Annotated in this window: 11 protein-coding genes; 2 read left to right on the top strand and 9 right to left on the bottom strand. The window is 66.3% G+C overall.

Annotated features, from left to right (window positions below; translation table 11 throughout):
• Positions 1 to 48 precede the first annotated feature (48 nt).
• From GB927_RS13620 to GB927_RS13605, 4 genes are all read right to left on the bottom strand, one after another.
• Positions 49 to 903 (bottom strand): anti-sigma factor family protein, encoded by an 855-nt coding sequence (locus GB927_RS13620; protein WP_256117554.1) that lies wholly within the window; start codon positions 901 to 903, stop codon positions 49 to 51.
• Between the two features lie 2 nt (positions 904 to 905).
• Positions 906 to 1,424, bottom strand: coding sequence for an RNA polymerase sigma factor (locus tag GB927_RS13615; protein WP_256117553.1), 519 nt, complete (start codon positions 1,422 to 1,424; stop codon positions 906 to 908).
• Between the two features lie 194 nt (positions 1,425 to 1,618).
• Positions 1,619 to 2,251 carry a tetratricopeptide repeat protein gene (locus tag GB927_RS13610; protein WP_439655490.1) on the bottom strand — a complete coding sequence of 211 codons (633 nt, stop codon included), beginning with the start codon at positions 2,249 to 2,251 and terminating at the stop codon, positions 1,619 to 1,621.
• A gap of 131 nt (positions 2,252 to 2,382) precedes the next feature.
• A complete protein-coding gene (locus tag GB927_RS13605) occupies positions 2,383 to 3,285 on the bottom strand; it encodes a metallophosphoesterase family protein (protein WP_256117552.1) in 903 nt (300 codons plus the stop codon).
• A 110-nt stretch (positions 3,286 to 3,395) separates the two neighbouring features.
• On the opposite strand from GB927_RS13605, the gene GB927_RS13600 reads away from it, so the two are divergent.
• Positions 3,396 to 3,899, top strand: a complete 504-nt coding sequence (locus GB927_RS13600) for an NUDIX domain-containing protein (RefSeq protein WP_256117551.1) — start codon at positions 3,396 to 3,398, stop codon at positions 3,897 to 3,899.
• 16 nt (positions 3,900 to 3,915) lie between these two features.
• Here GB927_RS13600 and GB927_RS13595 read toward each other — a convergent pair whose 3' ends face one another.
• Positions 3,916 to 4,887 (bottom strand): glutathione S-transferase family protein, encoded by a 972-nt coding sequence (locus GB927_RS13595; protein ID WP_256117550.1) that lies wholly within the window; start codon positions 4,885 to 4,887, stop codon positions 3,916 to 3,918.
• Positions 4,888 to 5,163: 276 nt separating this feature from the next.
• Between GB927_RS13595 and GB927_RS13590 the strand changes: the two genes are divergently transcribed.
• Positions 5,164 to 5,691 carry a GNAT family N-acetyltransferase gene (locus tag GB927_RS13590; RefSeq protein WP_369431657.1) on the top strand — a complete coding sequence of 176 codons (528 nt, stop codon included), beginning with the start codon at positions 5,164 to 5,166 and terminating at the stop codon, positions 5,689 to 5,691.
• Here GB927_RS13590 and GB927_RS13585 read toward each other — a convergent pair whose 3' ends face one another.
• The 4 genes from GB927_RS13585 to GB927_RS13570 all read right to left on the bottom strand — a co-directional run bounded on the left by GB927_RS13585 (position 5,692) and on the right by GB927_RS13570 (position 12,315).
• On the bottom strand, positions 5,692 to 6,228 hold the full coding sequence (locus GB927_RS13585) for a glyoxalase superfamily protein (RefSeq protein ID WP_256117548.1): 537 nt from the start codon (positions 6,226 to 6,228) through the stop codon (positions 5,692 to 5,694).
• 285 nt (positions 6,229 to 6,513) lie between these two features.
• On the bottom strand, positions 6,514 to 8,586 hold the full coding sequence (locus GB927_RS13580; RefSeq protein WP_256117547.1) for a hypothetical protein: 2,073 nt from the start codon (positions 8,584 to 8,586) through the stop codon (positions 6,514 to 6,516).
• A 1-nt stretch (position 8,587) separates the two neighbouring features.
• Positions 8,588 to 11,398, bottom strand: a complete 2,811-nt coding sequence (locus tag GB927_RS13575; RefSeq protein ID WP_256117545.1) for a DUF4159 domain-containing protein — start codon at positions 11,396 to 11,398, stop codon at positions 8,588 to 8,590.
• Positions 11,395 to 12,315: a DUF58 domain-containing protein gene (locus tag GB927_RS13570; RefSeq protein WP_256117544.1), complete on the bottom strand. Its 921-nt coding sequence runs from the start codon at positions 12,313 to 12,315 to the stop codon at positions 11,395 to 11,397. Before GB927_RS13570 ends, GB927_RS13575 begins: the two co-directional genes overlap by 4 nt.
• Between the last annotated feature and the right edge of the window lie 7 nt (positions 12,316 to 12,322).

The raw sequence follows: 12,322 nt of genomic DNA, 5'->3' as shown, positions 1-12,322 counted from the left end.
GATCAAGCCGGCTGGATTCCAACGAATCCGGCCGGTTCTGTTTTGCCGTCAGATCGACGCGGACACGGTTTCCGCCAGCCGCTCCAGCCCAGGATCGGCCGAGGGGCCGACCACTACATAGGAGGCGTTGCCCTTCTGCCAGGAGACGAGGCCGATGTCGTTGCGCATGCTCTCGGAGAGGGCCGTCGCGCTTCCGACCGGGTCGCTCTGGAGGAAGCAGATGGCGAAGATCTCGTTTTCGGCGTTGCGGTAGAGAAGCTGCGCTGTCGGCTTGCCGCCGGCGACCAGCAGGCGTGCGCCTTCGAACGTGAGGTTCTGGCCGGACAGGTCGGGCAGGGCAAAATTCACGCCGGTGCTGGCCGAAAGCCATTCGACGATGTGATCCTGCTCGCTCGCCGGCACTTCCACGAGATGGCGCGTCTGGCGCGAATAGATGCGGTGATAGTCGGCGATGTCGTCGAGCCAGGTGCGGGCAGGGGCGAACTGGGTGGAGGCGAGTTCCTGCGCGGCGTCCCGCTGCTCGGAGACGAGGTAGCCGGCGGCACCGCCGGCGATGAACAGCGCCATCGAGGCGGCAAGCGCCTTCGGCCAGAACGGCGATTTTCTGCGCGGGGCGGCGGTGGCGATCGGAATGGCGGCGAAACCCGATTTCGGCGGTTCGTCCTCGGTCTTGCCGGCGTCCTTGATGTTGCGCACCAGATCGAGCGGGATCGGTTCCTGCAACAGCCTGTCGAAGGCGCGCGCACCGAATTCGCTGCCGAGCTTCAGTTTCTCGTAGACGCCGCGCGCGTCGTCGTCCTCGGCGAGGATGGCGTTGATTTCGTCCACTTCCGAATCCGGAAGCTGGCCATCGAGATAGGCCGACAAGCGTACTTCGAGCGGGAGACCCTGTGTGCTTTCCACGATCAGGCCCTCCTTTCCATCTGTTCGGAGATCATGGCCGCAAGCCTGATGCGGGCCGCCGAAAGCCGGCTCATCACGGTGCCGATCGGTATCCCCAGGATATCCGCTGCCTCCCGGTAGCTATGGCCTTCCACATTCACCAGGAGGAAGACGCTCGAAAGGCCTTCCGGCATGGTCATGATCAACTTGTGCAACTGCTTGGCATAGACCGCCTTGTCCGCTGATGCCTCGACATGCAGGTTATCCTGCTCGGCAACATCTACCGTGCCGGACCCTGTGCGGACCTTTCGCTTGCGGATTTCGTCCACCCAGAGATTGCGCGTCATGGCATAAACCCAGCTTTCCAGCCGGCCTTCCCCGTTCCAGAGATGGCTTCGCGTGATGGCTCGCTCGCATGCCTCCTGTACGAGGTCGTCGGCATCGCTGCCGTTTCGCGTCAGTGTCATGGCGAAACGACGCAGCTTCGGCAGCAAATTGACCAATTCTCGTCGGAACTCATTCGATTCTGCCGTCGGACGCATTGCTTTTCCAAGGAAACGTTCGGGATCAAAACTCTATTCGCCCCCGGGTGGGCAGCGAGTGTCTGATATGAAACATTCTTCCTAAGCTCTGCAAGCATGAACGGCAACCCGGAGCGCAGTTTCCCGCGTTCCCTCAACGATTGATCTTTTGTTGGCCGGCGCCGTCCCGTTTTCGGACGGCGCGGCCAGCGATGTCAGTAAGTGGTGCGCTCGCCACCGAGCGACTGGAGCAGGGCGCGGTAAGCCCAGGTGTTCTCGCCGCCGCGATCGCGGATTTCGACGAGCTGGACGCGGGCACCCTCGATGTCACCCTGCTCGATCAGGGCCTGGCCCATATAGGAGCGGGCGAGAATGTAGTTTTCGTCCTTCTGCAGCGCCCGCTTGTAATAGGTCATGCCGAGCTGCATGTCGCCGAGCTTGCGGGTGTTGTAGCCCATGTAGTTGAGAATGCGCGGGTCTTCCTGGTCGGAAGCGGCGCGCAGCGCCCGCAGCGCGTTCTCGTACTGGCCGGCATAGGCGAATTCGCGGGCCGCCTCATAGAGCTTGTTGTCGATCTCGATCTGGCTCTTCTTCTCTTCGCCTTCCGGCGGCTTTTCCTCGGCCGGCGTGCCTTCGGTCGGCGTCACTTCCGCCGGCTTCAGGTCCTCGGGCGCGACGCATTCCTTCTTTTCCTCGTTCCAGATCTTGCCGTCCGTGCAGGTGGTCGTCGTTTCGGTGGCGACCGGCGGCGTCGTGGTGTCGGAATCCGCCGCGCGGGCGGCGACAAGCGCCGTCAGCGAGGCGGCGGCGCAGAATGAAAGCAGCATGGTGTGGCGGAGCATTGTCATGGGTTCCCCTCTCTATCGGATCGTCTGCCGGGCGCTGGCCGTCTCGTTTGGACCTGCCCTTCCTGCATATCGCAGGCAGGTCTCTCTGAGGAGTTGTTACGGATGGCGGGAGGGATTTATTCGGCCTCGCTTTAGAAACGCGTCGTCTCCGCGAGCGTCAGCGCAAGGCCGTCCTGGGTCAGCGCGTAGCGCTCGCGCATGACGTTCCAGTTCCCCGGCGCACCGGAAATCGAGAAGAGATTGTAGCCGGCCGGCGGCTTGTGGCCGCCAGGTCCCTGCGAGGCGGATGCGATGCCGACGACCGGCACCTGCTTCGTCTGGCCGGGCAGCCAGTGCACGGTGTTGAGATGGGTGTGGCCGTGCAGCACGAGCTCCGCACCGCCGGTGGAGATGGTGGCGGCGAAGCGGCGGATACCGATCATGCGCTTGTGGAAGGATGTCGCGCCGCGGATCGGCGGATGGTGGATCATCACGACGCGGAAGAGGCCCGCTTCACCCGCCGCGCGCAGCATGTTGACCGCCTCGCGCGCCTGCCGGCTGCCGAAATAGCCCGAAGCGGAAAAGGGCGGCGTCGCCACCGCCGTCGAGCAGCCGATGATCGCCACCTGGCCGCGCACGCGCAGATAGGGGAAGACGTGCACGTCCTCTTCCCATTCCGCAGGGGCCGCGTCGCCGCGCATGTAGGGATACCAGGCGCGTGTCGACTTCTCGTAGGCGCCGCGCACATAGGCGTCGTGGTTGCCCGGCACGACCGAGACGTGCTCCGGCGTGCCCGCTTCCGGCAGCCATTTCTTCACGGCCGCGAATTCGAGCGAGGAGGCGAGGTTCACCAGGTCGCCGGTGATTGCCAGATGGTCCGGGTCGCGCCGCTCGATATCGTCGAGCACCAGGTCGAGCGTGTTGGTGAACAGGTGCCGGCGGCGGTTGCGGTGCCAGTTGACGAAGCCGGTGATGCGCTTAGAAAACAGCTCCAGGAATGTCAGGGCGGGCAGAGGCCCAAGATGGACGTCCGATATATGGGCAAGTCTGAACATACCTTTCCTTAGAGCATAAGGCCGTTAAGGGAAACGCAAGGCGTGGATATTCGCGACGCTTTGACGCTGCAAGACTTGATTTGGCCCAAAGGTTCCGGCGAAGTGCCAGAATGGAACACGACACGCCGACAAGCACTACGCCGCCGACCCGCCGCCTGCTGGCGCGGCTGGTAACGCGCATGGCGCATGGTTACTTCGCGCTTGCCCGCGGCATGACGATGGGCGTGCGCGCGGCCTGTTTCGACGATGCAGGCCGCGTCTTCCTGGTTCGCCACAGCTACGTGCCCGGCTGGCACCTGCCGGGTGGCGGCATCGAGCGCGGCGAGACGGCGCTGGAGGCGCTGGAGAAGGAAATGCGGGAGGAGGGCAACCTCGCCCTCGGCGCGCCGCCAGCGCTCGTTCATGTCTATTTCAACCGGCAGACCAGCCGGCGCGACCATGTGCTGCTCTATCGCTGCGACGGCGTCACGCAGACGGCGCCGCGCCTCAAGGACCGCGAGATCGTCGAGGCGGGCTTCTTTGCGCTGGATGCGCTGCCGGTCGCCACCACGCTCGCCACGAGCCGGCGGCTGGAGGAACTCGCCGGCCGGGCGCCGTTTGCGGATTTCTGGTAGGTCAGGCGGCCTTGAGTTACTCCCGGCCATGCGGCGCTTCGAGGTCGATCTCCGGGCCGACCGGCACGATGCCCGTCGGGTTGATCGCCGTGTGCGAGCGGTAATAGTGCTCCTTGATGTGGCGCATGTTCACCATCCCGGCGATGCCGGGCACCTGGTAAAGCTCGCGCAGGTAGCCGGCAAGGCTCGGGTAATCGGCGATGCGGCGGATGTTGCACTTGAAGTGGCCGACATAGACCGGATCGAAGCGCACCAGCGTCGTGAAGAGCCGCCAGTCGGCCTCCGTGATACGGTCGCCGGTGAGGTAGCGTTTTTGGGAAAGCCGCGTCTCCAGCCTGTCCAGCGTCTCGAAAATCTTTACGACAGCGTCGTCATAGGCGGCCTGCGTCGTGGCAAACCCGGCCTTGTAGACGCCGTTGTTGACGCTGTCGTAGATCGTGTCGTTCAGCGCATCGATCTCGGCGCGCAGGTCTTGCGGATAAAAGTCGTCGCGCGAGCCGGTAATGCCATCGAAGGCGGTGTTGAACATGCGGATGATCTCGGCTGATTCGTTGGAGACCATGCGGTTCTGTTTCTTGTCCCACAGGACGGGCACGGTGACGCGGCCGGAATAATGCGGATCGGCTTTCTGGTAGACCTCGTAGAGCGCGGACGCGCCGAACAGCGGGTCGAGCGTGCCGCCATTCTCGCCCTTGAATTCCCAGCCCTTCGCCAGCATCAGCGGATCGACAACGGAGACGGTGATCAAGTCCTCCAGCTTTTTCAGCTTGCGGAAGATCAGCGTGCGGTGCGCCCAGGGGCAGGCATAGGAGACGTAGAGGTGGTAGCGCCCGGCTTCGGCCGCAAAGCCGCCTTCTCCCGAGGGGCCGGGCGCGCCATCCGGCGTGATCCAGTTGCGGAACTGCGAGGCGGCGCGCTCGAAACGGCCCTTCGTCGCCTTCGTATCGTACCAGACGTCGTGCCAGACGCCGTCCACCAGCATGCCCATGATCGTTCCTTCCGCTTTGTATCTTCGCTTTTAGATAGCGCATGGGCGGGGCGTGGATAGGCGCATTTTGATGAACAGTGCGTTTTGCTCTTTGACAAGCGGCGATTTTCTGCTATCCGCGCTGGTCAGGACCGGCGCGATTGGCCGGCAAGGAAGACGAACGAATGTTCTACCCGGGAAGCCCACGACGACGCTGATGCCCCCGCACGCACCCTTCGACGGTGCGCGATCACCCGCATCCACAGCTTCGCATACGGTTTCTCGCTTCCCATGAACATGCTCAAGCACGATCTCGTCTACCTGACGGAAGATGCGTCCCACGACGCGGCCATCGAACACATCAACGAAGAAGCCTTCGGCCCCGGCCGGCATGTGCGCGCCGCCGCCCGCATCCGCGAGCAGGGCCCGCACGACCTGTCGCTCTCCTTCATCTGCACCGATGACGGCGAGACGATCGCCTCCGTGCGCATGACGCCGGTGCTGGCCGGCGGCGTGAAGGGCCACTTGCTCGGCCCGCTCGCCGTGCGCCCCTCGCACAAGAACCAGGGCATCGGCCGCGAACTGCTGCGCATCGCCTGCGCCGCCGCCAAGCGCAAGGGCTCGGAAGCCGTGGTCCTCGTCGGCGATCCGCCCTATTACGGCCCGCTCGGCTTTGAGAAGGTCGCGTGGAACGCGCTCACATTTCCGGGGCCGGTCGATCCGGCGCGGGTGCTGGTCATGCCCTTTGCGACGGATACGCATGAACGGCTGAAGGGCGTCATCGCCTGGCGCTGCGACGAGGGGCAAGCCCCCCGCCGGGATTGATCAGTCCTTCAATTCCATGAAGCGGATGCGGTTCTGGAAGGGGTCGGTCACGGTCACCTCCCACCGCGAGCCTTCATCCTCCAGCCCCGGCTTCATGTAGCGATAGTCCTTGCCGATCAGCTCCTTCTGGAAGCCGCGGATGCCCTTCATGTAGACGACCATGTTGCCGCCCGGCGTGGCGTCGCCCGCATGTTCGGAAAGGTGCAGCCGCAGCCCGCCGCGCGACACCTGGGTGTAGAGCGGGAAATTGTCGCCATAGCGATGCTCCCAGTCTACGGAAAAGCCGAGGAAGCCGAGATAGAATTCATGCGCCTTCGCCACATCGAAGATGCGCACGATCGGCACGGCCTGCTCGAATTGCGGACCGCTCGCCGGCGGCTTCGCCTCGATTTTCGCGGACAGGATGTTCCACGTTTCGACGCCGAACTGGCGGGCGACGATTTCCAGCGCTTCGCTGTGGGTGATCTCGATCGTGCGGGCGGCGAGCGCCTCCCGCAGGGTTTTCGCCATGGTTTTGGCATCGCGATAGTCGCGCATATCCGTTCCTCATCTCCGGCGAAGTCTTCGTCAGTGCCCGCATTGCCGACGCCTTCGCCCAACGATGAACGGTGGAGAAAGGTTTTCTGGGGAGGCGTTCGCCATGCCTTGGAAAGGCGCGGATCTGCCGGCCGCCTCCGGCCGTGCGGCCAGGCTAAAACATTTCCGGTTCGCCGGAAATGTTTTAGATTTTTGTTTTTGACGCATTGTCCGACGCCGAAGCGATGCCGCTTCGGCTGGAAATGCTTTGGCCGAACGGCACGGGCGATTCCAGCCGAAAAGGGGTCAGCGTCCTTCGCGATACCAGGTGGCGGAGAAGGCGAGCAACAGCAGGCCGACGCCGGCAAAACCGGCGAAGAGCGGCAGCGAGTTGATGCCCTTCAGCACGGTCTCGTCCGTCATTCGCAGCGACAGGCGGTTTGCATCCGCCGTGCGCACCTGGCCGGTGACCGGCAAGAGCGGCGGCAGCGAGATCGCGTCGCCATTCTCGTCGACGAGGCGGCGCACGGTGCCCCTGGTGGCGTCGGCGAGGGGCTTCAGCGTCTCCGTCGTCGAGATCGTCGCCTTGAATTCCGGCGCATCGACCGCGCCGACATGCACGAGCGCGCTCAGATCGTCATTGGTGATCTCGTAGAGGCCCGTCTCGGTGGTCGGCACTTCGGCGCGGTAGAGGCCGGGCTCGGCTTCGGTGAGCGCCACCTGTTGCGTGGCGCCGGAGGGCAGCTTCAGCGTCGCCTCACCGGGCGCATCGCCGATCGTCTGGCGGTTAATCTGGAGCGTGCGGCCGAACGTGCGCGCCGTCAGAGCTTCCTCTTCCAGCGCCGGCTCCTGCATCAGCCAATGGGCGGTGCGGCGATAGAGCGAGACATGCGGGCCGCCGCCTTCGAAGCCGCGCGCCCAGAGCCAGCCCTGGTCGGAGAGCAGCATGGCGACGCGGCCCTTGCCGGCGCGGTTCAGTACCAGCAGCGGCTTGCCCTCGTTCGCTTCCATCACGACATTGCCCTCGGGGCGCTGCACGTCGACGGTGCGGAACCAGCGGCCCCAGCGCGGCGGCTCTTCGCCGGCCCCTTCGAGCCCGCGGGTGACGGGGTGCTTGCGGCCCTGTTCGGACAGGCGCGGATAGAAGGCGGCCTCGTTCATCGAGCCGGTCGGGTTGGCCGGCAGCACGACGGACAGCGGCGTGCTGGCGATCGAATCGTTGCCCGCATGTTCCGGCCCTGCCGCGATCAGCAGCGCGCCGCCGTTTTCGACATATTGCGCGATGTTGTCGTAGTAGAGGATCGGCAGCACGCCACGGTGCTGGTAGCGGTCGAAGATGATCAGGTCGAACTCGTTGATCTTGTCGACGAAGAGTTCGCGCGTCGGGAAGGCGATCAGCGACAGTTCGTTGATCGGCGTTCCGTCCTGCTTTTCCGGTGGCCGCAAAATCGTGAAGTGCACGAGGTCGATGGCCGTGTCGGACTTCAAGAGATTGCGCCAGGCGCGCTCACCTGCATGCGGTTCGCCGGAGACCAGCAGCACGCGCAGGTTCTCGCGGATGCCCTCGATGACATGGACCGCGCGGTTGTTCGCCGTGGTGATCTCGCCCTCGACCGGGGCGACCTCGAATTCCAGAATGTTGTTGCCGCCGCGCGGAACGGTGAAGCCCAGCGGCTGCTCGGTGCCGGGCTCGGAGATCTCCGAGGCGATCTCGTTGCCGTTGAGGCGCACGGTGACGCGGGCGGCCGCGTCGGTGCCGGCGCCATCGTCCACCACGCGGAACTTCAGCTCCTGCGGTTCGCCGACGATGCCGAAGCGCGGGGCGCTGACCACCTCGATGCGGCGGTCGAACTCGTCCGGCCGGCCGGTGATCAGCCCGTGGATCGGCGCGTCGAAGCCGGAAAAGGCGGACGCCTCCGGAATGTCGTGCACCTGGCCGTCGGTAATCAGGATCGCGCCGCCGACGCGCGAGCGCGGCACGTCAGCGATGGCCGCGTTGAGGGCGTCGAACAGGCGTGTCGAGGGCGTGTCGGACGTGCCGTCGTCGCCCGCCTCCACGATGCGCGGCTCGATGCGGGGATAGCGCGCAAAGCGTTCCCTGAGCCCTTCCAGCGCGGCATTGGTCGCGGCAGTGCGCGCTTCGCTGTCCTGGCTCTGGCTGCGGTCGACGATGACCGGCACGACCGTCGACAGCGCCTCGCGGTCCTCCTGCAGGAAGACCGGGTTGGCGAGCGCCAGCACGAGCAGCGCCAGCGCGATGGCGCGCACGAAGGACCCGCGCAGGCCCCGCCAGAAACCGAGTGCCGCCAGCGCCACGCCGGCCAGCGCGATCAAGGCGATGGCGATCCAGGGCAGGAAGGGGGAGAACTGGATGGTCATGTCATTGTCCCAGCCGTTCGAGGAGGGCGGGCACATGTACCTGGTCCGCCTTGTAGTTGCCGGTGAGCATGTACATCATGATGTTGACGCCGGAGCGGAAGGCGTGGTCGCGCTGCACCTCGTCCGGCGGCACCGTCGGCAGCAGCGCCATGCCATTGGCGTCGATCGCCCAGGCGCCGGCAAAGTCGTTGCCCGTGATCATGATCGGCGAGACGCCGTCGCCGGCGCGCGCCGGGCGGGTCGGGTCTTCGGCGCGGTCGAGCTCCGCCTCGATCCACAGCGGGCTTCCGGCATAACGGCCGGGGAAATTCGCAAGCAGATAGAAGGCCTTGGTGAGAACGTGATCGGCCGGCACCGGCTCCAGCGGCGGAATGTCGAGGTTGGCGAGGATCGCCTGGAGGCGCTCGGTGTTCGGGCTCGTCGCCGTGTCGTTGAGCGAGACGAACTGGTCGCGCGTATCGAACAGCACCGTTCCGCCATTGCGCATATAGGCGTCGATGCGGCTGATCGCGGCGCTCGACGGCATCGCGGCCGTGGCGCTCACCGGCCAGTAGATGATCGGGTAGAGCGACAGCTCATCCTTGGAAATATCCACGCCGACCGGCTGGCCGGGCTCCAGCGTCGTGCGGTAGGTGAGGAATTCCGTGAGGCCGGCGAGGCCGCGTTCGGAAATCCGGTCCACCTCGCCCTCGCCGGTGACGACATAGGCGAGATGCGTCGTGTCGAGCCGCGACAGGATCGCCTCGTCGCCGGGCTTAGCATCATCCGCCCGGCTTTCCGAGGGAAACGCCAGGAGTGTGGTGGCGAAGAGCGCCAGCAGCAGGGCAGCGGTAGCGCCGCGCGCCGGCCGGCGGCGGACCGCAGCGGCGAAGGCGCCGCCGATGAAGAGCACGATGGCGCAGTCGGCCAGGAGCAGCAGGGCTGCGAGCGTGAAGAGATGCGGTTTCAGCGACCAGGTCTCCCTGCCGGCCAGCGGTTCGCGTAGGACCGACGTGCCCTCGGCGACCATAAGCGGGCGGATTTCGTGGCCCGGCGGGAAGAGGTTGTGCGCGACATAACCGTCCTCCGTGCCGTAGAGGCCGGGCGGATTGTCGAAGCTTGCGATCCGGCGCGTGCCGTCGCCAGTGGCGAGCGGTTTGGCTTCGCCGGTGGCGGCGGCGAGCGTGCCGTTCGCGGTCATCAGGCGGTAGGGCGGCAGGCCGGGGCTTTGCTCGCCATCGCTGGTCGAGACGCCGCCGCCGCGCGAAAGCTGTACGGTGCGGCGAAGCATTTCGACGAAATCGCCCGACAGCGGCAGGTTGGACCAGCCGGTTTCGGCGCTGATGTGGAACAGCACGAGGCGGCCGGAGCCGAGCGGGCCGGTCGTCACCAGTGGCGTGCCGTCGGCAAGGCTTGCCCAGGTGCGTTCGGCAAGGTCCGGCGTCGGTTCGGCGAGCACCTGGCGCTTGATGAGGATGTTGTCCGGCGCGCGCATGCCGAAGAACGGGCTGTTTTGCGGATAGGCGGAGAGCGGCTGGGGCTCGGACCAGGACAGAGCGCCGCCGAGCGCGCGTTCGCCCTTGCGCAGCAGCACCGGCACCAGCGGATCGTCGGCAGGGGCGGCGGCGAGGCGCGGGCCGGCAAAGCGGATCAGCATGCCGCCCGCCTCGATCCAGCGGCGAACCTCGCCCTGCGCATCCTCCGGCAGGCGGCCGATATCGGCCATGATCAGCACGGAGGGGTTCTGTTCCAGGAGTTCGGGGATCGCCACCGAAAGGTCGGCGACGCTCGGCTCCAGCAGGTCGGCATAGGGCGCGAGCGCGCGGTTGATATAGTGCAGCGGCGAAAGCAGCGGCTGGCTGGCATCCACCACCTCGCCGGACAGGAAGGCGACGCGGCGGCGGCGGAAACCGTCATCCAGCAGGTAGGTGCCGCCGGCATTGGCGAGCCCGTCGATCGTCACGCGGGCGAAGTCGTTGCGCAGTTCGAAGGGCGCGGTGATCGTGCCCGTCGTGGTCGTGCTGCCGGCTGCGAAATCGGCCGTGCCAGTGGCGATCGGCCGGCCGCGCGAATCATGCGCCGTCAGCGGCAGGCTTTGCGCCGCGCCGCCCTCAAGGCGGGTGAGCGTCAGGGAGAGCGCATCCGCACCGTTCGTGGCGGCAGTGATGGCGACGGCGGAGGCGCCGTCCCCCTGAATCATGCGGAATTCGGCGGGGGACAACGCCTGCAGGGCGGCGACCGTCTCGTCGGTCTCGCCGGTCGCCATGCCGTCGCTGATGAAGGCGATGGTGCCCGGTGCTGTCCCGTCGAGCGCGGTGCTGAGCGATGCGACGGCGGTGGCGCGGTCGGCGGGCAACGGGCGGGGTTCGGCGGCGGCGAGGCGGTTGCGGGCGGTCGCGGCATCGACCGGCACGGCGTCGTGCTGGCGGTCGGCGGTCAGCACCAGCGAGATCGGCACGTCGCGGCTTTCCGCATCATCGATCAGCGTGGATACGGTATCGACGCGGCGCTGCCAGTCGGTGGCGGAGGCCCAACTGTTGTCGACGACGAGCACCAGCGGGCCGGTGCTGGCGAGCGTGTTGGTGCGCGGGTTGAAGACCGGGTCGGCGATGGCGAAGATGATGGCGGCGGCCATCAGCATGCGCAGCAGCGTCAGCCACCAGGGGCTCTGCGCCGGCGTTTCCTCGCGCTTCATGATGGAAGCGAGGATGGCGAAGGGCGGGAAGACCTCGACGAGCGGCTTCGGCGGCGTCAGGCGCAGCAGCCACCAGATGACGGGCAGCAGCACCAGCGTCGTGAGAACGGCGGGAAAGGCGAAGGCGAAAGCGCTCATCGGCCGCGGCCCTCCGTCTTCATCGCCGGCATGCCGGAAAGGTACATGTGCACGGCGACCAGCGCCTCGGAGGCGAGCCGGTCGGTGCGGTGGGGCACGAAGCTCCAGCCGAGATGGCGCAGATTGTCGGCCAGCGCCTCCCGGCGCGCGACATAGGCGCGGGCATACTCGTCCTTCAGCGTCTCGGCGCGGCCGGCGGTGAGCTTCTGGCCGGATTCCGGATCGGTGAATTCGGTGCGCCCGACATAGGGGAACACTTCTTCCGCCGGATCGGCGATCTCGACGACATGGCCGCGCAGGCCGCGGCGGGCAAGCGGCCCGAGCCGGTCCATCACGTCCTCGACGGGATCGAGAAAATCGCCGATCAGCACGATGTCGCTGCTGCCGCGGATCATGCTGGTATCCGGCAGGCCGCCGGTCGTGCCGTTGTGCATGAGGGCGGTTGCCAGACGCTCGGCGGCGTTGCGCGCGGCGATCGGCTCCATGATGCCGGGGCAGCCGATGCGCTCGCCGGAGCGGGCGAGGATTTCGGCGAGTGCCAACAGCAGCACGAGCGCGCGGCTCTCCTTCGAGACGCTGCCGAAGGTGGATTTGTACATCATCGACGGCGAGAGATCGGCCCAGATCCAGACGGTGTGGGCTGCCTCCCATTCGCGGTCGCGAACATAGGTGTGGTCGTCGCGCGCCGAGCGGCGCCAGTCGATGCGCGACAGGCTTTCGCCGTCGACATAGGGGCGGAACTGCCAGAAATTCTCGCCGATGCCGCGCTTGCGGCGGCCGTGCCAGCCGGCGATGACGGTGTTGGCGAGGCGTTGCGCCTCGACCATGCAGTCGGGGATGAAGGCAGCCCGGGCCTGCGCCCGCGAGAGCACCTCGCGGGTCGGGGTCGGTTGGACGATCTGGCCGACGGACGCCATGCTCTTT

The organism is Shinella lacus (genome assembly GCF_010994755.1).
Classification (GTDB): domain Bacteria; phylum Pseudomonadota; class Alphaproteobacteria; order Rhizobiales; family Rhizobiaceae; genus Shinella; species Shinella lacus.
This window is presented reverse-complemented; position numbering and strand designations above follow the sequence as displayed.